22 protein-coding genes are annotated in these 20,939 nt (G+C 43.1%); 20 read left to right on the top strand and 2 right to left on the bottom strand.

Annotated features, from left to right (window positions below; all coding sequences use genetic code 11):
- The 4 genes from ACYQ5K_RS10510 to cysK are packed head-to-tail and all read left to right on the top strand — an operon-like array spanning position 1 to position 2,480.
- On the top strand, positions 1-123 hold the full coding sequence (locus ACYQ5K_RS10510; protein WP_279325110.1) for a hypothetical protein: 123 nt from the start codon (positions 1-3) through the stop codon (positions 121-123).
- A gap of 8 nt (positions 124-131) precedes the next feature.
- Positions 132-623, top strand: a complete 492-nt coding sequence (locus ACYQ5K_RS10515; RefSeq protein ID WP_459777547.1) for an ABC transporter ATP-binding protein — start codon at positions 132-134, stop codon at positions 621-623.
- Positions 620-1,513: an ABC transporter permease gene (locus ACYQ5K_RS10520; protein ID WP_459777544.1), complete on the top strand. Its 894-nt coding sequence runs from the start codon at positions 620-622 to the stop codon at positions 1,511-1,513. The genes ACYQ5K_RS10515 and ACYQ5K_RS10520 overlap by 4 nt, the downstream gene beginning before the upstream one ends.
- A 22-nt stretch (positions 1,514-1,535) precedes the next feature.
- Positions 1,536-2,480, top strand: a complete 945-nt coding sequence (cysK, locus tag ACYQ5K_RS10525; RefSeq protein WP_459777545.1) for a cysteine synthase A — start codon at positions 1,536-1,538, stop codon at positions 2,478-2,480.
- A 44-nt stretch (positions 2,481-2,524) separates the two neighbouring features.
- Here cysK and ACYQ5K_RS10530 read toward each other — a convergent pair whose 3' ends face one another.
- Positions 2,525-2,788 carry a hypothetical protein gene (locus ACYQ5K_RS10530; protein WP_173689306.1) on the bottom strand — a complete coding sequence of 88 codons (264 nt, stop codon included), beginning with the start codon at positions 2,786-2,788 and terminating at the stop codon, positions 2,525-2,527.
- A 779-nt stretch (positions 2,789-3,567) separates the two neighbouring features.
- Between ACYQ5K_RS10530 and ACYQ5K_RS10535 the strand changes: the two genes are divergently transcribed.
- The 16 genes from ACYQ5K_RS10535 to ACYQ5K_RS10610 all read left to right on the top strand — a co-directional run bounded on the left by ACYQ5K_RS10535 (position 3,568) and on the right by ACYQ5K_RS10610 (position 18,540).
- Positions 3,568-4,404 (top strand): glucosaminidase domain-containing protein, encoded by an 837-nt coding sequence (locus ACYQ5K_RS10535; protein ID WP_173689305.1) that lies wholly within the window; start codon positions 3,568-3,570, stop codon positions 4,402-4,404.
- Positions 4,405-4,425: 21 nt separating this feature from the next.
- Entirely contained in the window at positions 4,426-4,938 is a 513-nt protein-coding gene (locus ACYQ5K_RS10540; protein ID WP_173689304.1) for a cysteine hydrolase family protein, read from the top strand.
- A gap of 133 nt (positions 4,939-5,071) precedes the next feature.
- On the top strand, positions 5,072-5,779 hold the full coding sequence (locus tag ACYQ5K_RS10545; RefSeq protein WP_173689303.1) for a GTP pyrophosphokinase: 708 nt from the start codon (positions 5,072-5,074) through the stop codon (positions 5,777-5,779).
- Between the two features lie 282 nt (positions 5,780-6,061).
- A complete protein-coding gene (locus ACYQ5K_RS10550) occupies positions 6,062-6,988 on the top strand; it encodes a substrate-binding domain-containing protein (protein WP_173689302.1) in 927 nt (308 codons plus the stop codon).
- 20 nt (positions 6,989-7,008) lie between these two features.
- Positions 7,009-7,902 carry a phosphate ABC transporter permease subunit PstC gene (pstC, locus tag ACYQ5K_RS10555; protein WP_459777546.1) on the top strand — a complete coding sequence of 298 codons (894 nt, stop codon included), beginning with the start codon at positions 7,009-7,011 and terminating at the stop codon, positions 7,900-7,902.
- Positions 7,895-8,782, top strand: coding sequence for a phosphate ABC transporter permease PstA (pstA, locus tag ACYQ5K_RS10560; RefSeq protein WP_178025285.1), 888 nt, complete (start codon positions 7,895-7,897; stop codon positions 8,780-8,782). Before pstC ends, pstA begins: the two co-directional genes overlap by 8 nt.
- A gap of 13 nt (positions 8,783-8,795) precedes the next feature.
- Positions 8,796-9,545 (top strand): phosphate ABC transporter ATP-binding protein PstB, encoded by a 750-nt coding sequence (gene pstB / locus ACYQ5K_RS10565; protein ID WP_055158199.1) that lies wholly within the window; start codon positions 8,796-8,798, stop codon positions 9,543-9,545.
- On the top strand, positions 9,546-10,202 hold the full coding sequence (phoU, locus tag ACYQ5K_RS10570) for a phosphate signaling complex protein PhoU (protein ID WP_173689299.1): 657 nt from the start codon (positions 9,546-9,548) through the stop codon (positions 10,200-10,202).
- Between the two features lie 22 nt (positions 10,203-10,224).
- Positions 10,225-10,905: a winged helix-turn-helix domain-containing protein gene (locus tag ACYQ5K_RS10575; protein WP_008368508.1), complete on the top strand. Its 681-nt coding sequence runs from the start codon at positions 10,225-10,227 to the stop codon at positions 10,903-10,905.
- Positions 10,895-12,211, top strand: coding sequence for a sensor histidine kinase (locus tag ACYQ5K_RS10580; RefSeq protein ID WP_195231474.1), 1,317 nt, complete (start codon positions 10,895-10,897; stop codon positions 12,209-12,211). Before ACYQ5K_RS10575 ends, ACYQ5K_RS10580 begins: the two co-directional genes overlap by 11 nt.
- A 204-nt stretch (positions 12,212-12,415) precedes the next feature.
- Positions 12,416-13,120 (top strand): TetR/AcrR family transcriptional regulator, encoded by a 705-nt coding sequence (locus tag ACYQ5K_RS10585; protein WP_173689297.1) that lies wholly within the window; start codon positions 12,416-12,418, stop codon positions 13,118-13,120.
- 139 nt (positions 13,121-13,259) lie between these two features.
- Positions 13,260-14,249, top strand: coding sequence for a phosphate acetyltransferase (pta, locus tag ACYQ5K_RS10590; protein ID WP_173689324.1), 990 nt, complete (start codon positions 13,260-13,262; stop codon positions 14,247-14,249).
- Between the two features lie 284 nt (positions 14,250-14,533).
- The gene (glnA, locus tag ACYQ5K_RS10595; RefSeq protein WP_173689323.1) at positions 14,534-15,865 is read left to right on the top strand and encodes a type I glutamate--ammonia ligase; all 1,332 of its coding nucleotides are present in this window, start codon (positions 14,534-14,536) and stop codon (positions 15,863-15,865) included.
- 37 nt (positions 15,866-15,902) lie between these two features.
- The gene (locus ACYQ5K_RS10600; RefSeq protein WP_173689296.1) at positions 15,903-16,448 is read left to right on the top strand and encodes an ANTAR domain-containing response regulator; all 546 of its coding nucleotides are present in this window, start codon (positions 15,903-15,905) and stop codon (positions 16,446-16,448) included.
- A gap of 23 nt (positions 16,449-16,471) precedes the next feature.
- Positions 16,472-17,299, top strand: coding sequence for a diaminopimelate epimerase (gene dapF / locus ACYQ5K_RS10605; RefSeq protein WP_173689295.1), 828 nt, complete (start codon positions 16,472-16,474; stop codon positions 17,297-17,299).
- Between the two features lie 26 nt (positions 17,300-17,325).
- A complete protein-coding gene (locus ACYQ5K_RS10610) occupies positions 17,326-18,540 on the top strand; it encodes an LL-diaminopimelate aminotransferase (RefSeq protein WP_173689294.1) in 1,215 nt (404 codons plus the stop codon).
- A 734-nt stretch (positions 18,541-19,274) separates the two neighbouring features.
- Here the strand turns inward: ACYQ5K_RS10610 and hydF are convergent.
- Complete coding sequence (gene hydF / locus ACYQ5K_RS10615; protein ID WP_173689293.1) at positions 19,275-20,522, bottom strand: [FeFe] hydrogenase H-cluster maturation GTPase HydF; 1,248 nt, start codon at positions 20,520-20,522, stop codon at positions 19,275-19,277.
- Positions 20,523-20,939: the final 417 nt, after the last annotated feature.

Here is a 20,939-nt window from a genome sequence, read left to right on the forward strand (position 1 = left end):
ATGAGTAAGATAGAAATCAGGAATCTGTTATTTACATATGAAGATAATCATCAGAGGTTTGAGGCTCTGAAAAAGATCGATCTGTCGATCCGGGAGGGAGAGTTTGAGCCAGAGATAATGTAATCTTCGGAATTAAGCAAAGCGGGAAAAAATATACCCGTGCAGAAAGAAAAGAGCTTGCAGATGGCTATCTGAAAAGTGTGGAATTGGAAGAGGCTGCGAAAAAGTATCCATCCCAGCTTTCCGGCGGAATGCAGCAGAGAGTGGCAATTGCAAGAGCGATGGCGATGGAAGCAGACATCTTACTGATGGATGAACCTTTTGGTGCGATCGATCCAAAGCTCAGGCAGGAGCTTCAGGAATTTTTCTCAAAGCTCAGTAAAGAAAAAGGGAAAACGGTTCTTTTCGTTACCCATGACATTGATGAAGCCATTCTTCTTGCGGACCGGATCGTTGTGATGGAACCTGGAAAAATCCGTGCGGAGATTCCGGTTATGATCCCTTATCCGCGAAGAAAAGAAGAGCTTGCCGGAACGGATGACTATCGAAAACTTCATCAGAAACTGATTTCGCTGTTTTATAACCGTGTGGCAGAAGAAATCGGTGAGGAGGTGGTTCTGTGAGTATTCTGGTAAATCGTGCAAATATAGCGTTTCTTATCAATATTTTTCTGGTTCTCTTTTTGAAAACAGACCAGGAAATGGAATCACCGGTAGCATATCTTGCGGTGCTTGTATTTGCAGAGGTTTTATTTTTAGTCAAATACATAAAAGACAGAAGAAAAAGTGCGATTGACATTGCATTTATTACATTCCTGTTCTTAGGAATATGGGAAAGTGCTTATAAGCTTGGTTTTACACATCCTGTGTTGGTGCCGGCACCGGAAAATGTATTTTATGTCTTTATCGAACAGAAAGAGCTGATGCTTGCCGGAGGTGTAAGTTCCCTTGTCCTTCTGGCGTGGGGCGTTGGACTGGCGGTAATTCTGGGCGTGTTTTTAGGGCTTTTTACCGGATGGATTCCAAGACTCAGAGAAGCAGTCGTACCGATCGCCAATGTGATCAGCCCGATTCCGCCACTTGTATATACGCCTTATGTGGTAGCGGTGATGCCTACATTTAAAATCGCATCCATTTTTGTAATTTTTTCAGCAGTGTTCTGGCCGACATTTCAGACGATGATCGCCAGAGTCAGTGGGATGGATCCAAAGATCATCCAGTCGGCGAAGGTTATGAACGTATCGACCCCGAAGATGCTTTTTCAGGTCATTCTTCCTTATACGTTACCGGATATTATTGGAGGACTTTCGGGAACACTTAGAGGAGCGTTCCTGTGTCTGACAGGAGCAGAACTACTCGGAGCAACATCCGGTCTTGGATATTTTGTAAAGAAATTTTCGGATTATGCAGATTATACCAATGTGATAGCCGGAATTGTCCTGATGGGAATCGTGGTTACGATCATTGATGTGCTGGTAAAGAAACTGGAGAGCAGTCTGATCAAATGGAAATAGAAAACGGAAAGAGGAAGAAAAAATGGGAAGAATCTATGACAGCATATTAGAACTTACAGGAAGAACACCGCTTGTGGAGCTTCACAGAATTGAGGAACTTGAGAGAAGCCAGGCAAGGATCCTTGGGAAACTGGAATATTTTAATCCGGGTGGAAGTGTAAAAGACCGGATTGCAGTGAACATGATTGAGGCAGCAGAACAGGAAGGAAAATTAAAACCGGGTGGAACGATCATTGAAGGAACTTCAGGAAATACCGGGATCGGTCTTGCGATGGCAGCGGCTGCTAAAGGATATAAGGCGTATATCTGCATGCCGGAAAATATGTCAAAAGAAAGAATCCAGATTCTGAACGGCTATGGCGCAGAAGTCTATCTGACACCGGCTGAGAAAAATATGGGCGGTGCAGGAGAAAGAGCAGCACAGCTTCTGGAAGAGACACCGGGTGGAGTTGTGATCGGACAGGGAGGAAACCCGAACAATCCAAATGCACATTTTAAGACGACAGGACCGGAAATCTGGGAAGATACAGACGGAGAAGTCGATATTGTGGTTGCTGCAGTTGGAACAGGTGGAACCTTAACCGGACTTGGCGAATATTTAAGAGAAAAGAATCCGGATGTGGAGCTCGTTGGAGTGGAACCGGCAGGCTGCCCGGTGCTTTCCGGTGGAGAGCCTGGACCGCATAAGATCCAGGGAATCGGCGGTGGAATGATCGCTCCGGTAACAAGGCAGGAATTATTTAATGAGATTATTACTGTGACAGATGAAGATGCCTATGAGACAGCAAGACTTTCGGCAAAGACAGAAGGAATTTCAGTTGGAATTTCGTCAGGTGCGGCGCTCTGGACTGCAATCAAGGTGGCAAAGAGAGCTGAAAATGTAGGGAAGAATCTGGTTGTAATTTTGCCGGACAGTGGGGAGAGATATCTTTCCAGTGGAATTTATTCGGATGAGACGAAACGATAGAAGAAGAGAGGATTTTTCATGTGGCTGAAAAATCCTCTCTTTTTCTATTCTTCAATCACCTGGATTTCCAGAAAATCAAAATCGATCGAATCCACAAAGCTGTCCTGGTAGAATCTTGCTTTGGAATGCCGTTTGAATTCGTTGATATTGACATCCAGCCAGATTGGTTTGCTAAGATCAAATTCGTAGCAGATTTCATCCAGAGCATTAAAAATCTTGTGTGTTCTGGTATCGTCACTGTCATCACAGATGGTAGTGTCTTTGATCATACGGTTGTCTTTAAATTCTTTTCCCCATAAGCGGAACATGGTAAAATCCTCCTTATAAAAATTATGAAAAGCGCCAGTTAAGGCAAGAATATTTCTGCATCAAGTGATTTTCAGTATAGCGGATTTGAGGGAGAAAGTAAAGGAGAGTTATAAGATCATAGTCAGAGGAGTACATGAGTACATTGAAAGTAAGTTGATAGGGAGGTTGAATTGATTGGAAAGAAGAAAAGTTGAAGATAGATCAACAAAATAAGCTTAGAAAGTTGATTGAAAAAGATAAAGGCGAAGAATAGATCAAGAAAATAAGGCTAGGAAGTTGATTGAAAAAGATAAAGGCAAAGAATAGGTCAACAAAACAAGCCTTAGAAGTTGACTATATATTGGAAAAATGAAAAATCAGTCAATAAAGTAGGTCCTGAAAGTTGATCGAAAAGTGCAAAAACTAAAAATAAATCAACAAGAAACATCTTAAAAGTTGATTATATATTTTATAAGTCAAAAATAGGTCAACAAATCTAACATCTGACAGATTTTATTCTATGATATGATGTGCTATATTTAAGAGGGTGATATATTTTGTGTTTTATGGTATGAAGTAGTCTTTCTGGATTAAGTTGTAGAGCGGTCGGAATGGGATCATTGAGGTCAATGAACCCAATAAAGAACCAAATAATGAGCCTAATGAGCTTAATAAAGAACCTAATAATGAACTCAATGAGCTTAAAAGAAGCTCTTTTGATACTAAAGTTTATGAAAGAAAGAGCATCTTTATCAAGAACATGGAATAGGATAGAGAAAAAAGACAGGGAATCAGAAAAATGTCTGGAATAAAACGAGAAACTATAATCCGGGTTATACTGGGAATCTGTATGATAGTTGTATCGATTGGTATGATATATGGTAAGTCAAAAGCCGGGAATGCAAATGGAAACGACAGAACTTATATAGAAGAATCAGAAAAAAATGCAAAGCAGAAGAAGGCAGAGAAAAGCGAAAACGACAGCACGGGATCAGCAAAACAGGACAGCACAGTAAAAACTAAGATGACAGAACAGAAGCAGGTATCGGGCACCGAAGCAAAAGCAATTGCCGAGGCAGAAGCTATCGAGGCATCCATCCAGCCGGGACAGTATCCGGTGATGGGGATCAGCAGTATCCGCGCATGGCAATTAGTAAATTATTTTAAAGCGCATGGAAGCACTTATCCGGCAGAAGTTTTGGCGCAGGGAGGCGCCCCTGATATCGAGACATTTGCACAGATGTATTATGAAGAAGCCACGGCAGAAGGCGTTCGTCCGGAAGTCGCATTTGCACAGGCGATGAAAGAGACAGGCTGGCTGCAGTATGGCGGGGATATGCAGATTACCCAGTATAATTTTGCCGGGATCGGGACGACGGGAGGAGGTGTACCGGGAAATTCCTACCCGAATGTAAGAACCGGGATCCGGGCGCAGATCCAGCATCTGAAAGCTTATGCGACAGACGAAGCACTTGCCGGGGAATGTGTGGATGACCGGTACTCTTATGTGACAAAGGGGAGTGCACCATATGTGGAATGGCTGGGGCAGAAAGAGAACCCGGAAGGGTATGGCTGGGCAACCGGTGAACGTTATGGATACGACATTGTAGAAATGATTCATGCAATGCGAAAATAAAAGAAAGAAAAGAGGTACATTGTGAAAAAACTTTTAGTGGTAGTGGACATGCAAAATGATTTTGTGGATGGAAGCCTGGGAACAAAAGAAGCACAGGAAATCGTAAGTAGTGTAGTTGAAAAAGTGCAGGATGCAAGAGAAGAAGAGACAGATATTATTTTTACAAGAGATACCCATCAGGCAGATTATTTGCAGACTCAGGAAGGAAAAAAGCTTCCGGTGGAACATTGTATACAGGGTACGCATGGATGGGAAATTATCGATGCGTTAAAGCCATATGTATTAAAGAAGATTGATAAGCCAACATTTGGAAGTACGGAGCTGGCAGAAATTGCAAAAAAGATGAGATATACAGACATTGAACTTGTCGGACTTTGTACAGATATCTGTGTGGTATCGAATGCGTTACTGTTAAAGGCGGTACTTCCGGAAGCAAGGATCCAGGTGGATGCATCCTGCTGCGCAGGTGTGACACCGGCGACCCATCAGGCGGCATTAGAGACTATGAAAATGTGTCAGATTGAGATTGTCTAATTTATTAAAATACTATGAAGCTTGCCCCGGCTGTATAGATTTCAAAGAGAAAAAATGGTATACTGATTTTACTTTCGGGACGAAAAAGGGAGATAGATTCCGGAGGGAAGTATACATAAAAAGGGGAGATTACATGCAGTCAGCAATGAAGTATTACGATGATGTAGACAGCTGGAAGACCGTCATGTTTCTTTACAATTCCGCATTGAAAGAAGTAGGGACAAAGCTGGAGATACTGAACGATGAATTTCAACATGTACACAGATATAATCCGATCGAGCATATCAAGACCAGGATCAAATCCGCAGAAAGTATTGTGAAGAAGCTGAAGCGGTACGGATATGAGACAAGCATCGAGAACATGGTGCGTTATGTCAATGATATCGCAGGAGTCCGTCTGATCTGTTCGTTTACATCGGATATTTACCGGCTTGCAGAGATGATCGGGAATCAGAGCGACTTAAAGGTTCTGTCGATCAAAGACTACATCAAGAATCCAAAAGAGAGTGGATATAAAAGCTACCACATGCTGGTGTCTGTTCCGATCTTTCTGTCGGACAGTGTGGTAGATACAAAGGTCGAGATCCAGATCCGGACGATTGCGATGGATTTCTGGGCGAGTCTGGAGCATAAGATTTATTACAAGTTTGAAGGACAGGCACCAGAGTATATCAGCCGGGAATTAAAAGAATGCGCGGACATGGTATCGGCGTTGGATGATAAGATGCTGTCACTGAATGAGGCGATTCTGGAATGCCTGAAAGAGGGCGGCGAGAAGCCGATTCCGGAGAAGACAGAAGAAGTGGATGCGGAGATCATTGATAATCCGATGATACGATAAAAAGAGAGATAGGAAAAGAATTATAAAGAAGCAGGATCAGTCAACTGACTATTGAGGAATACCCTCAAAGTTAATTGGCTGATCCTTTTTTTGCCTATAATATGTACAACTCAATTCGGAACGCAGTGAGTTTCGAATTGGAAATGCGAGATTAAACAGGAAAAATCACATTTAACAAAAACTTTACACGTCCAGGATTTCAGATTTTACAACCGTTTTATATGATAGAGACCGTGAAGAAAAGAAAAAACAAAAACACATAAAACGGAGGATTTTAGTATTATGAAATTCAGAAAATTAATGGCAGTAACACTTGTAGCAGCAATGGCAGCAACAATGGCAGTTGGATGCGGCGGATCATCATCTGATAAGAGCGCAGACAGCAGTGCAGATAGCAGCACAGACAGCGGAAGTGATTTCGATACATCAAACGACATTACAATCGTATCCCGTGAAGATGGATCCGGTACAAGAGGAGCTTTCATCGAACTGTTCGGAATCGAAGAAAAACAGGATGATGGAACAAAGGTTGATATGACAACAACAGATGCACAGATCACAAACAACACATCTGTAATGCTTACAACAGTAGCAGGTGATGAATATGCAATCGGTTATGTTTCCCTTGGCTCTTTAAATGACAGCGTAAAAGCATTAAAGATCGACGGAGCAGAAGCAACAGCAGACAACATTGAAAACGGATCTTACAAAGTATCAAGACCATTCAACATTGCAATCAAGAAAGATCTTGACAACGAAGTAGCAAAAGATTTCATGGCATACATCATGAGCACAGAAGGACAGAAAGTGGTTGCTGATGAAAAATACATTCCGGTATCTGATGTAGAAGATTATGCAGGATCAAAACCATCTGGTAAATGTGTAGTTGGTGGATCTTCTTCTGTATCACCACTGATGGAAAAACTGATCGAAGCTTACAAAGCGGTAAACCCGAATGCAGAAATCGAACTTCAGACATCAGATTCTACAACAGGTATGACATCTACAATCGAAGGAAGCTATGACATCGGTATGGCATCAAGAGAACTGAAAGATGACGAAGCAGCAGAACTTGAAGCAACTGTTATCGCAACAGATGGTATCGCAGTTATCGTAAACAAAGCAAACCCGGCAGATGAACTTTCAGCAGATCAGGTGAAATCCATCTACGTTGGAGATGTTACTACATGGGATGAAGTTTCCAAATAAATCAAAGAGGAAATTAAAGAATGAAATCAAAAGCATGGACTGAAAAAGTCATGCAGGGAGTGTTCTTCATTGCCGCCTGTGCTTCGGTACTGGCGGTAGCTCTCATTTGCATCTTCTTATTTGCAAATGGAATCCCTGCAATCAGACAAATAGGATTTGTAAAATTTATAACCGGTGATATCTGGCGGCCTGGAAATGAACTCTTCGGTATCTTCCCGATGATCATTGGAAGTATCTATGTGACGGCAGGGGCGATCATATTCGGAGTTCCGATCGGAATCCTGACCTCGGTATTCATGGCAATGTATTGTCCGAAGAAAATCTATAAGCCGTTAAAAGCAGCAACAGAGTTGCTGGCAGGTATTCCTTCGGTTGTATATGGCTTCTTCGGTATGGTGATCGTAGTTCCGATCATCCGGGACTTCGGAAGAACTTTAAAGATGATGGGACTGGTTGAAAAATCCGGCGATGGAAAAGGAATCCTGACTACATCGATCGTACTTGGAATGATGATCCTTCCAACGATCATCGGAACGACAGAAAGTGCAATGCGTGCAGTACCGCCACAGTACTATGAAGGCTCGCTGGCACTTGGGGCAACACAGGAAAGAAGTATTTTCAAAGTTGTAATCCCGGCAGCAAAGTCTGGCGTGATCACAGGGGTTGTCCTTGGAATCGGACGTGCGATCGGTGAAACGATGGCGGTAATCATGATCGCAGGAAACCAGCCACGACTGGTAAATAATATTTTACTCGGTGTCCGCACCCTGACCGGTAACATCGTAATCGAGATGGGATACGCGACCGGACTTCACAGGGAAGCGCTGATTGCAACAGGAGTCGTACTTTTTGTATTTATCCTGATCATCAATTTTAGTGTTGCGCTGCTTAAGAGGAGGGGTGAACATGAGTAATCAGACGAAAAAACCTGTCGGAGTCAACCGGGAAAATTTTGCAGATAAGGTAAAGAGCTATTTAAGACATCCGGGATCCATGATCTTGATGCTTCTGGTAATGCTTGCAGCATTTATCACATTTGCACTGCTTTTGTTCCTGATCTTTTATATTCTGGTAAATGGAATTCCGTATATCAAGCCGTCTTTGTTCTCGTTACATTATACATCAGAGAATGCATCCGTTATACCGGCGCTGATCAATACGGTCGTTATGACACTGCTTTCTCTTCTGATTGCAGTACCGTTTGGCATTTTTTCAGCGATCTTCCTTGTAGAATATGCAGGAAAAGGAAATAAATTTATTGAAGTGATCCGTCTTACTACGGAGACACTTTCCGGTATTCCGTCAATCGTATATGGACTGTTCGGTATGCTGTTCTTTGTAAATACACTGAAATGGGGATTTTCCATCCTGGCAGGTGCATTTACCTTATCAATCATGATTCTTCCGCTGATCATGCGTCAGACAGAAGAAGCACTCAAAGCAGTTCCGGATTCTTACAGAGAAGGAAGTTTTGGACTTGGAGCAGGAAAGCTCCGTACGGTATTCCGTATTGTACTTCCATCAGCAGTGCCTGGAATCCTGGCAGGTGTGATCCTTGCCATCGGACGTATCGTAGGAGAGACGGCAGCACTGATTTACACAGCAGGAACGGTTGCACAGGTGCCAAAGAATGTACTTGGTTCCGGCCGTACACTGGCGATCCATATGTATATGCTGTCCAGTGAAGGACTGTATATGGACCAGGCGTATGCGACAGCAGTTATTTTGCTTGTACTGGTTGTTGCAATCAACACCCTTTCCGGCGTGGTTGCGAAGAAACTGACGAAAGCATAGAGAGGAAAAGAAAATGTCAAAGATAAGTGTAAAAAATCTTGATTTATATTATGGCGATTTCAAAGCACTGAAAAATATCAATCTTGAAATTGAGCCAAATAAGATCACAGCGTTTATCGGACCAAGTGGTTGTGGTAAATCCACACTTCTCAAGTCGATCAACCGCATGAATGACCTGGTAGAAGGATGCCGGATTGACGGAGAGATCCTTCTGGACGGACAGAATATTTTTAAAGGAATGGATGTAAATGTCCTGAGAAAAAGAGTCGGAATGGTATTCCAGAAACCAAATCCATTCCCGATGAGCATTTATGATAATATTGCTTACGGACCGAGAACGCACGGAATCCGTTCAAAGGCAAAACTAGATGATATTGTAGAAAAATCACTGCGTAATGCAGCTATCTGGGATGAGTGTAAGGACCGTTTGAAAAAGAGTGCACTTGGTATGTCCGGTGGTCAGCAGCAGAGACTTTGCATTGCACGTGCACTTGCAGTAGAACCGGAAGTACTTCTGATGGATGAACCGACTTCCGCACTGGATCCGATCTCAACATCCAAGATAGAAGACCTTGCGATGGAACTGAAAAAAGATTATACTATCGTTATGGTAACTCATAATATGCAGCAGGCAGTCCGAGTGTCGGACAACACCGCATTTTTCCTTCTTGGAGAAGTTGTAGAATATAATGATACTGAAAAATTATTCTCGATCCCGTCCGATAAGAGGACAGAAGATTATATTACAGGGAGGTTTGGTTAAATGCGGAACAGATTTGACAGACAGCTGGAAGAACTTAATGAGATGCTTATTCATATGGGAGAACTTTGCGAGACGGCAATCGAGGAAGCAACAGGAGCCCTGGAAGGACATGATATTGCCAGAGCAAAGGCTGTCATTACAGCAGACAGCGAGATCGATCAGATGGAAAAAGAAATTGAAAATCTCTGCCTGAAGCTTTTACTTCAGCAGCAGCCGGTAGCGCGGGATCTGCGAAGGATCTCGGCATCACTTAAGATGATCACGGATATGGAACGTATCGGAGATCAGACTGCGGATATTGCAGATATTGTGATTGCAACGAAATCAACAGAGGAAAAGAGTCTGAAGGATATTAACCGGATGGCAGAGTCGACAGTAAAGATGGTAAGAGACAGTGTATCTGCCTATGTACAGAAAGATCTGGAGCTTGCGAGAAGAGTCATGGCAGCAGATGATGAGGTAGATGATCTTTTTGATCTGGTAAAAGGAGATCTGGTAAAATTTATTTCTGATCACAAAGGAAATGCCGGAGATGAGGCAATCGACCTGATCATGATCGCAAAATATCTGGAGAGGATCGGAGATCATGCAACAAATATTGCAGAGTGGGTTGAATTTTCAATTACAGGTATTCATGCAGGCGGAACTGCAATCTAAAAGAAATTAAAGGAGAACGAGAATGATTTTTTGTGTGGAGGATGAAGCGAACATCCGGGAATTAGTAGTATATACACTTGAAACTACGGGATTTGAGGCCCGTGGATTTGAAGAAGGCACATCATTCTTTGAAGCTCTGGCAGAGGAACTGCCAGAGCTGATTTTGCTTGATATCATGCTCCCGGGAGAAGATGGAATGGAGATCCTGAAGAAGCTGAAGACTTCCGGGAGAACCAAAGATATTCCGGTCATCATGGTTACGGCAAAGGGTGCAGAATATGACAAGGTCATGGGACTGGATGCGGGAGCAGATGATTATGTGACCAAACCATTTGGAATGATGGAACTGGTATCCAGAATCCGTGCAGTACTCAGACGGACATCGAAAAAAGAAGAGGATGATACCTATGTGCTGGGTGAGATCCGCATGGACCGTAAAAAGCATGAAGTAACGGTAGCGGGAGAACCGGTAGCATTAACATTGAAAGAATATGAGCTGTTGAGAAAACTTATGGAGAATCAGAATATTGTTCTGACAAGAGATAAATTACTGGAAGAAATCTGGGGATATGATTTTGACGGTGAGACCAGAACGGTAGATGTCCATGTAAGAACCCTGCGCCAGAAGCTGGGACAGGCAGGAGAATATATTGAGACTGTCCGTGGAGTTGGATACCGTATAGGAGAGATCGATGCGAAATAGAATTCAGAAAAGTATGATTTTTGTGGTTACGATGTCACTTCTGATCTCATATATTCTGGTTACTCTGGTTATTTACCGGCAGGCGTTGGATATCCGGCGCAGTGAACTGGTTCAGGAGGCAGAATATATCCGGGCGGCAATAGATATATCCGGAGAAGAATATTTTGGTACCATGGATAAGGTCAGCAAGAATACCCGGGTAACATGGATCGATAAAGACGGAAAAGTACTTTATGATACCGGAGATGATCAGGAAACGCTGGCAAACCACAAATCAAGAAAAGAATTCAAAGAGGCATTGGCAAATGGCAGTGGACAGGATATCCGTATGTCAGACAGCAAAGGACAGGAGATGTACTATTATGCGCTGAAGATGGATGATAGCTCTGTCCTGCGTGTGTCAAAAGGCATGGATACGGTCTGGAATACAGCATTCATGATCTTACCGTATATGATTGCAATCGGGGTCATGATGGCATGTGTTGCGTGGTTTATGACAAGGCATCAGGTGAAAAGACTGATTGCACCGATTAACAATCTGGATCTGGAAGAACCACTGGAAAATGATGTATATGAAGAGTTACATCCGCTGCTTGAAAGAATTGACAGGCAGAATAAAGAAAAAGCAGCAATTGAACAGATGAGGAGAGAATTCTCTGCAAATGTTTCTCATGAGCTGAAGACGCCTCTGACATCAATTTCGGGATATGCAGAAATTATGATGAACGGTCTTGTAAAAACGGAAGATATGCAGGGATTCAGCGAACGGATCTATAAAGAGGCAAGCAGGATGATCACTCTGGTCGGTGATATTATCAAGCTGTCAAAGCTGGATGAGGGCAGTGTGGAGCTTGAAAAAGAGAATGTGGATCTGTATCAGATGACAAGGGAGATCGTGAGCCGTCTGGCGCTTCAGGCAGAAAAACGCAGAATACAGGTTGAAGTGGTAGGAGAACATGTGGAATGTTTTGGAATCCGTCAGATCCTGGATGAGATGATCTACAACATCTGTGAAAATGCCATCAAATACAATAAAGAAAATGGAAAAGTAAATATCTGGGTTGGAAATACACTGAACGGGAAAAAGGTCATTGTCCAGGATACCGGGATCGGAATCCCAAAAGAGCATCAGGACCGTATTTTTGAGCGCTTTTACCGGGTGGATAAGAGCCATTCCAGAGAGACCGGCGGAACAGGTCTGGGCCTTTCGATTGTAAAGCATGGAGCACTTTTGCATAATGCAGAAATCCATGTGGAAAGTGAAGAAGGAAAAGGAACAAAAATGGAGCTTATTTTTCATTGTTAAAAAACTGTTTACAAGTGGGAAAATAAAGGTATAATGTATAGAAAAAAGCTATGAGATATTATAGCTTTTTTCTATTTTATATCAAAAACAGAATCATGTATAATAAAAAGTAATATGACTAAAATTAAAAAATGGTTGAATTCGGTACGGAAGAGTGCCGGATACAATCTGTGTAGAGATTCACATGGAAAATGAGAGGCAACTATGGAAGAACAGAAACAGAGTACGAGCAGCAATTATTTTAAAGGATTATCCAGAAGGGATTATATCCAGAAAGCACATGAGATCATTCAGCAAGAAGGGATTCAGGCAGTATCTATCCGCAGGATTGCTAAGGAGATGGGGTGCTCATCAGCAAGTCTGTACAGGTACTTTGATAATGTGTCTGAACTTTTATACTATGCAGAACTCAGAATTTTAACCGGTTACATTGACAGGCTGAATGAGGCTGAAAAATCCTGGAAGAATATGTGGCAGGTATATGTAGGGGTGTGGGATTGTTATGCAACGGAGGCATTTCATAATCCGGAAGCATATAATCTGTTATTTTTTGAGTATAACAATGTAAAGCTCAAAGAAGCAATGCGGGAATATTATGAAATGTTTCCGGAGGACATTGTAAATGTTAACCGTTTTTTCTACAATATGCTTCAGACACCAAGCTTTCTTGCTCGTGATTTTGAGATGTGCAAGCGGTGTATCAATGTCGGTGGTATTACATATGACAATGCAGTAAAATTAAACCGGATGGTGTGCATGCTCTTTGAAGGCTATTTCAAGGATGTATATGAAAACGGGATTGAGGAAGAGCAGATTACGGAACGTGTAAAACTGATGGTAGATGATGTGGATACGATCGTTATGGCTCTTGCCAACAATCTGAAAGGCTATAAAGGATACCGTAAATAGGGGAAAAACGTCGGTTTTTGGTTATTTTTAAATACAATCCTTGTTAAAAATTTAATTAGATTGCAATCCAAAAAAAACGTGGTAAAGTATATGTGAAAGTATCGAACACACGAAATAAGGAGGCAATATAATGGACAATATGAAAGGCTTCGGCATGATGATTCATGCTCTGAAAGAGAACCCAAAAACTATCGTTTTTACAGAAGGAACAGATGAAAGAATTCTTGAGGCAGCTTCCCGTCTTTTAGCAGGAAACTTCCTTACACCAATTCTTGTTGGAAATAAAGAAGCAGTATTAGAAGCATCAGAAAAATATGGATACAACATTCGTGGCGGAGAGATCATCGATCCGGACAACTATGACAGATTCGATGAGATGGTAGAACTGTTCTGCGAACTTCGTAAAAGCAAAGGGGTTACACCGGAGCAGGCAGCAAAGACACTTAAGAGCAGCAACTTTTTTGGAACTATGCTGGTTAAGATGGGCGTTGCAGACGCACTTCTTGGAGGAGCTACTTACTCTACAGCAGACACCGTACGTCCGGCACTTCAGCTGATCAAGACCAAACCGGGATCAAGCTGTGTATCTTCCTGCTTCATTCTGGTTCGTCCGTCAGCTACAGGTGAGAACGAAGTTCTTGCTATGGGTGACTGCGCGATCAACCTCAAACCAACAGAGGATCAGCTTGCAGAAATCGCATGGGAAGTAGCAGAATGTGGTAAACATTTTGGTATCGATCCAAAAGTTGCATTCCTGAGCTATTCTACACTTGGTTCTGGAAAAGGAGAAGATGTAGATAAGATGCGCAATGCAGCAGCAAAAGCAAAAGAACTGTATCCTTCACTTCCAATCGAAGGAGAGCTTCAGTTTGATGCAGCTGTATCTCCGCGTGTTGCAAGAACAAAATGCCCGAACAGTGAAGTAGCAGGTCAGGCAAATACATTTATCTTCCCGGATATCAACGCAGGTAACATCGGATACAAGATCGCACAGAGACTTGGTAACTTTGATGCATACGGACCGATCCTTCTTGGCCTTAATGCACCGATCAATGACCTGTCCCGTGGATGCAATGCAGAAGAGGTTTATTCTATGGCAATCATCACAGCAGCACTCGTAGAAGACTAAGAGTATTGACAAATATTCAGACGAAAATTATAATATAACAAACAAGGGCGTTTTCAAAAGGGATTGAGAACGCCCTTTTTGTGTATACGATGAGCCAAGTGCAGATTTGTGCTTGCACAAGAATCTGCATTTGGCGAATGTACATCACCTGGCTGTTAAGCGAGATGGTGCGCAAAGTATACGAATCGAGTAGGAGTCAGCCTGCTCGATTATCATCAGTCTTTAACATGAGACTTTTTGATATTTTATTTATGAGTAGTAAAAACAGGAGGATTTGTATGAGTATGAAAAATTATACGAGAGAAGATATCCTGAATCTTGTCGAGGAAGAAGACGTAGGATTTATCAGGCTGCAGTTCACCGATATTTTCGGAACAATGAAGAATGTAGCGATTACAGTAAGCCAGCTTAAGAGAGCACTGGATAACAAATGCATGTTTGACGGATCTTCGATAGAAGGATTTGCCAGAATCGAAGAATCGGATATGTATCTGCACCCGGATCTGAATACATTTGAAATTTTCCCGTGGCGGCCGCAGCAGGGAAAGGTTGCAAGATTTATCTGCGATATTTACAGACCGGATGGAACAGCTTACGAAAGCGATCCGAGACATGTTCTTAAGAAGGTACTTTCCGAGACAAAAGAGATGGGATATGACTTTAACGTAGGACCGGAATGCGAATTTTTCCTGTTTGAAACGGATGATGCGGGAAATCCGACGACGATTTCCAATGAACGTGCAGGATATTTTGATCTGGGACCTTTGGACCAGGGAGAGAATGCAAGACGTGATATCGTTCTTACAATGGAAGATATGGGGTACGGTGTGGAGGCATCTCATCACGAGATGGCACCGGCACAGCATGAGATCGACCTGGAATATACAGAGGCGCTGGATGCAGCGGACAATATCATGACATTTAAGCTTGTTACCAAAACAATCGCAAAAAGACACGGGCTTCATGCTACATTCATGCCAAAGCCAAAGGATGGTATCCATGGCTCAGGAATGCATCTGAATATGTCTCTGTCAAGAGATGGAAAGAATGTTTTTGCAGATGAAAAAGATCCGAATGGTCTGAGCCAGGAGGCATATTATTTTATCGGCGGACTTATGAAACATATCAAAGCGATCAGCTTTATCACAAATCCGATCGTGAATTCCTATAAGAGACTGGTTCCCGGATATGAGGCACCGGTATATATTGCCTGGTCAGCGAATAACCGGACTCCTCTGATCCGTATTCCACGGGTGTCAGGGAAAAGCACAAGAGTCGAACTCAGAAGTCCGGATGGGGCAGCAAATCCATATCTGGCACTTGCCGTATGTCTGGCTGCCGGAATGGAAGGAATTAAAAACAAGATCCTGCCGCCGGAGAGTGTGGATGAGAATATTTACGAAATGACAGATGTGGTGAAAAATGCACTTGGAATTGAGGAGCTTCCGGCAAGCCTGAGAGAAGCAATCACAGAATTCCAGAAAGATCAGTTTATGCAGGAAGTATTAGGAGAAGAACTGTCACAGAAGCTGATCGAGTCAAAGCGCGCAGAATACAGAGAATACCGCACTCAGGTTACAGAATGGGAAATTAATGAGTACTTACAGAAATTCTAAAGAAACTTTCCAATTCTAAAGGCAGGAGGCTGGTATTATGAGCAGTATTATTGTTGTATTTCCAAAAAAGGAGATTGCAACCAATATTCGCAATATACTGGTACGAAATGGATTTGATGTGATCGGTGTGGGGGTAACCGGAGCGCAGGCGGTTCAATTGGCAGATAATCTGGATGATGGAATTGTAGTTTGTGGTTATAAAATGACAGATATGTTATATAATGAACTGAGAGATTATCTGCCGGGTACGATTGAGATGCTTCTGATCGCATCGCCGGAAAAATGCAGTGACAGGACGCCGGGAGTGATCAGCCTGTCGATGCCGTTTAAGGTCTTTGATCTGATGAATACGATCGAGATGATGGCACAATCGATCAGCAGGCGGAGAAAGAAAAGAAGAGCAGAGCTTAAGAACCGGAATCCGGAGCAGCAGGCACTTGTAAAAGAGGCAAAGAGTCTTCTGATGGAACGTAATAATATGACGGAGGAAGAAGCGCATCGCTATCTGCAGAAATGTAGTATGGAGAGCGGTGTCAATATGGTGGAGACAGCTCAGATGGTACTTAGTATTATGGCGGAATAAAGGAGATTGAAGAGGCAGGATATATGATCTTTACAAAAATGCATGGTCTTGGAAATGATTATGTGTGTATAAACTGCTTCAGAGAAAGGGTGGAAGATCCACCTGGATTTGCAAGAGCACTTTGTGACAGGCATTACGGGATCGGAGCGGATGGTCTGATTCTGATATGTCCGTCAAAGGTGTCTGATTTTAAAATGGAGATATACAATTCGGATGGATCTGTTGCCGGAATGTGCGGCAATGGCATCCGATGCCTGGGAAAATATGTATATGATTACGGACTTACCGGAAAGGAAACACTCAGTATCGAGACGAAATCCGGAATTCGTAACATGCACCTTCAGATTCATGGTGGGAAAGCCTGCGGTGCTATGGTTGATATGGGTGTTCCAAGACTGAACGCACACAGCATTCCGATCCTGAGTGAAAAGGATCTGGTGATCAATGATCCGATTGAGGTACAGGAGAAGAACTACCGCATGACCGGGATTTCGATGGGAAATCCGCATGCGGTAATCTTTTCAGAAGAGATAAACGGGATTCCTCTGGAGGAGACAGGAAGGAAGTTGGAATTTCATCCGAGATTTCCGGAGAGGGCGAATATCGAGTTCTGTCATGTGACTGCGAGGGACCGGATGGAGGTTCGTGTGTGGGAGCGGGGGGTTGGTGAAACGCTTGCCTGCGGAACCGGAGCATGTGCAGCAGTTGTGGCTTCTGTGCTGAATGACTTGACAGATGAGGGAGTAATCGTTAAATTATTAGGTGGAGAGTTATCTGTCAGATGGGACCGTAAGGTAAATCATGTGTTTTTGGAGGGACCTGCGGTTAAAGTATTTGATGGTGTACTATAAAGACCAAATCACAAAGGAGACGACATATGTACAGTGTAAATGAAAACTACTTAAAGTTACCGGGAAGCTATCTGTTTTCCAATATTGCCAAAAAAGTTGCAGCGTTCTCGGCAGCGAATCCGGATGCACCGATCATCCGTCTTGGAATCGGTGATGTCACACAGCCGATTGCACCTGCAATCATCGAAGCGCTTCACAGTGCAGTTGATGAGATGGCACACGCAGAGACATTCCACGGATATGCACCGGATCTTGGATATGAATTCTTAAGAAGCGCGATCGCAAAGAATGATTTCCAGGCAAGAGGATGCGATATTGCAGCAGATGAGATCTTTATCTCAGACGGAGCAAAGAGTGATTCTGGAAATATCCAGGAGATTTTTGGACCTGACTGCAGAATCGCAGTAGGAGATCCGGTATATCCTGTATATGTAGATACAAACGTAATGGCAGGACGTACCGGAATATACGATCCAAAGACAGAAACATGGAGCAATGTAATCTACATGCCTTGTACAGCAGAAAATGGATTTGTACCGGAACTGCCAAAAGAAGTACCGGATATGATCTATTTATGTTTCCCGAACAACCCGACCGGAGCGGCTATCACAAAAGATGAACTCCAGAAATGGGTAGATTATGCAAATAAAAACGGGGCAGTGATCATTTATGATGCTGCATATGAAGCATATATCACAGAAGAAGATGTACCACACAGTATTTTTGAATGTGAAGGAGCAAGAACCTGTGCGATTGAACTTAGAAGTTTTTCTAAGAATGCCGGATTTACAGGAGTACGTCTTGGCGCAACAATCATTCCGAAAGATCTTAAGTGCGGAGATGTGATGCTTCATTCACTGTGGGCAAGACGTCACGGAACAAAATACAATGGAGCACCTTATATCGTGCAGAAAGCCGGAGCTGCTGTTTATACAGAGGCCGGAAAAGCACAGATCAAAGAGCAGATCGCATATTATCAGAAGAATGCAAAAACGATTTATGAAGGTCTGAAGAATGCCGGATACACGGTATCCGGAGCAGTGAACTCACCATATGTATGGTTAAAGACACCGGATAACATGACTTCATGGGAATTCTTTGATTTCCTTCTTGAAAAAGCAAATGTAGTCGGAACTCCGGGATCGGGATTTGGACCGAGCGGGGAAGGATACTTCCGTCTGACAGCATTTGGAAGTTACGAGAATACGCTGGAAGCAATCAAGAGAATTGAGAATATTTAATTGAAAAAAATTTGGCTGCAGGGACGGGCGTCGGATCACGGTGTGGATTTGGCGGTGGACTCTGGCGTGAACAGCCTGTAACATGAAAAGAAAGAGAAAAGTGTGATACCAGACTCATTCGACGGAAAATCTGATGATTTTCCATCTCAGGAGTCTTCGGAGTTTCGTACTTGTGGTACGAAATCCGATCACACTTTTCTCTTTTTTTCATTAACAGGCTGTAACACGCCGCCATATACCGCCAAATCCACACCGTGATCCGACGCCCTGGGCGCTGCAGACAATTTAAAACGATACCTGGCTTTAAGCTTTATTCAACCGTTATGTGTGTCTATACCAAAACAAAATCACTCATAACATATAAACCAGAACAAAAGTAAATATAATAAGAATGGATTTCAATTCTGAACAAACAATCCTTCCATCCACAGCGAGGCGCATCCACGATGCGCCAATGCGGAAGCTTTGAATAACGTAAGGGCTGAGCGGGGACGAGGTGACGGTTTCACGCCATTCGTAAGAGCCGTGCAGTCTGTTAATTTAATTGGGACGGAAATTGTGACCGGATTTCGTACTACAAGTACGGAATCTGAGGACTGCCTGAGATGGAAAATCATTAGATTTTCCGTCGAATCAGTCCGGTGTCGCAACTTCCGTCCCAATTAAATTTTACAGAATGCAGGCGATGAAGACCGGCGTGAAACTGCCACCTCGTCCCCGCTTAGCCCGAAGGTCTATTCCAAACTTCCACTCACCGGGATGAGACTCCGCTCCAGTACGCCCTTCAGGTGAGCGATTGCGGTTCCATAGTTCGTAATCGGCACTCCCTGGTCTTCGGCACATTTGAGGCGGTACTGCATTTCGCGTTCGTTCAGGGTGCAGCCGCCGCAGTGAATGATGAGTTTATATGGTGACAGATCTACCGGGAATTCGGTTCCACTGGTGAAGACAAAGTCCAGATTTTTATCGCCTGTGTGCTGGCGGATCCAGCGGGGAAGCTTCACTGTTCCGATGTCATCGCATTGTCTGTGGTGGGTGCAGCCTTCGCAGACGAGAATCCTGTCGCCATCTTCCAGCTTGTCCAGCATCTGTGCTCCTTCAACCTGAAGTTTCAGATTTCCTTTGTATCTGGAAAGAAGGATCGAGAAAGAAGTCAGAGGAATCTCTTCCGGTGTATCGGCAGATACTTTGGCAAAAGCCTGGCTGTCTGTGATGACAAGGCGTGGCTTTTTGCCGAGGGATGCGAGGGTTTCTTTCAGTTCTGTGTCACGGGTTACAATAGAGATTGCACCGGCTTCCAGTACATCGCGGATGGTCTGCTGCTGCGGAAGAATCAGACGTCCTTTCGGGGCGGCAGAGTCGATCGGGACGACCAGAACGACAAAATCATTCGGACTTAAAAGATCGCGGACAAGATACTTGTCCTGTTCGTCTTCTGACACCTGTCTTGCAATCAGCTCTTTTAATTCATGGATATGATATCCAGTTACGGTGCTGACATCGATACTGTTGGAAGCATCTAAATGAAAAGAAGTATCCGGTAGCGTATCCGGGTTCGGACAGACTGTGCCATTTTCAGCAGAAGAGCAGAGATCGGATTTATTATTTACCACAACGTAAGGGATTTTCTTATCCTGTATTTTCTTTAAAATGGATAAATCCTCTGGTGTCATGCCAAGAGAGGCATCGATCACCAGAACGGCGATATCCGTTTTATTTAAAATCTGGTAAGCTTTTTTGACACGAAGCTGTCCAAGTTCTCCAGTGTCGTCAAGTCCCGGAGTGTCAATGATCACGACAGGACCGAGTGGGAGAAGCTCCATTGCCTTTGGAACCGGGTCGGTTGTTGTTCCGAGAACATCAGATACAATGGCAAGATTCTGTCCGGTAATAGCGTTGATAATACTGGATTTGCCGGCATTTCTGCGACCGAAGATACCGATATGTACGCGGTCAGCAGAAGGGGTGCTGTTAAGACTCATAGTTTTGTAATCTCCTTTTTTGTATTCTTTTTGCGCAGGAATTCCTTTGCAGTCAGTTTGGATCTGGAAAAGTACTTCATTTTTGATGAAGGAATGTGCCTTGACATATTCTTTTTCCAGATCATGAATATGGAAATAGTGTATCACATATACTGTAGAAAATCAATTTTGTGAAAATTTACTTAAAAGAGATATATAAAACTGGCAATTTTGGATAAAAGTTTCATTGACTAAAGTGTGAAAGTACGGTAGAATAATCACAAGTTCATAAAGAACCGAACAGACAAGGATGTCGCATCAGATGCGGCATCCTTTTTGTATTTCAGAAAAGAAAGTAATCAGAAGTGCAAAGTAATTTCTCGAACAATCCCGGGAACGAGAGAGTGTCTGCGGACGGAAATGCAAGGGCGCATTACA

This window comes from Allocoprococcus similis (assembly GCF_054660775.1).

Excerpts from the sequence above, each read along its gene's own strand:
- ACYQ5K_RS10610 (WP_173689294.1), top strand. The coding sequence starts at position 17,326 with ATGTACAGTGTAAATGAAAACTACTTAAAGTTACCGGGAAGCTATCTG.
- ACYQ5K_RS10530 (WP_173689306.1), bottom strand. The coding sequence starts at position 2,788 with ATGTTCCGCTTATGGGGAAAAGAATTTAAAGACAACCGTATGATCAAA.
- pstB (WP_055158199.1), top strand. The coding sequence starts at position 8,796 with ATGTCAAAGATAAGTGTAAAAAATCTTGATTTATATTATGGCGATTTC.
- glnA (WP_173689323.1), top strand. The coding sequence starts at position 14,534 with ATGAAAAATTATACGAGAGAAGATATCCTGAATCTTGTCGAGGAAGAA.
- ACYQ5K_RS10535 (WP_173689305.1), top strand. The coding sequence starts at position 3,568 with ATGTCTGGAATAAAACGAGAAACTATAATCCGGGTTATACTGGGAATC.
- ACYQ5K_RS10510 (WP_279325110.1), top strand. The coding sequence starts at position 1 with ATGAGTAAGATAGAAATCAGGAATCTGTTATTTACATATGAAGATAAT.
- ACYQ5K_RS10585 (WP_173689297.1), top strand. The coding sequence starts at position 12,416 with ATGGAAGAACAGAAACAGAGTACGAGCAGCAATTATTTTAAAGGATTA.
- ACYQ5K_RS10545 (WP_173689303.1), top strand. The coding sequence starts at position 5,072 with ATGCAGTCAGCAATGAAGTATTACGATGATGTAGACAGCTGGAAGACC.
- dapF (WP_173689295.1), top strand. The coding sequence starts at position 16,472 with ATGATCTTTACAAAAATGCATGGTCTTGGAAATGATTATGTGTGTATA.
- ACYQ5K_RS10575 (WP_008368508.1), top strand. The coding sequence starts at position 10,225 with ATGATTTTTTGTGTGGAGGATGAAGCGAACATCCGGGAATTAGTAGTA.
- ACYQ5K_RS10580 (WP_195231474.1), top strand. The coding sequence starts at position 10,895 with ATGCGAAATAGAATTCAGAAAAGTATGATTTTTGTGGTTACGATGTCA.
- pstC (WP_459777546.1), top strand. The coding sequence starts at position 7,009 with ATGAAATCAAAAGCATGGACTGAAAAAGTCATGCAGGGAGTGTTCTTC.
- pstA (WP_178025285.1), top strand. The coding sequence starts at position 7,895 with ATGAGTAATCAGACGAAAAAACCTGTCGGAGTCAACCGGGAAAATTTT.
- ACYQ5K_RS10600 (WP_173689296.1), top strand. The coding sequence starts at position 15,903 with ATGAGCAGTATTATTGTTGTATTTCCAAAAAAGGAGATTGCAACCAAT.
- pta (WP_173689324.1), top strand. The coding sequence starts at position 13,260 with ATGAAAGGCTTCGGCATGATGATTCATGCTCTGAAAGAGAACCCAAAA.
- ACYQ5K_RS10550 (WP_173689302.1), top strand. The coding sequence starts at position 6,062 with ATGAAATTCAGAAAATTAATGGCAGTAACACTTGTAGCAGCAATGGCA.
- cysK (WP_459777545.1), top strand. The coding sequence starts at position 1,536 with ATGGGAAGAATCTATGACAGCATATTAGAACTTACAGGAAGAACACCG.
- hydF (WP_173689293.1), bottom strand. The coding sequence starts at position 20,522 with ATGAGTCTTAACAGCACCCCTTCTGCTGACCGCGTACATATCGGTATC.
- phoU (WP_173689299.1), top strand. The coding sequence starts at position 9,546 with ATGCGGAACAGATTTGACAGACAGCTGGAAGAACTTAATGAGATGCTT.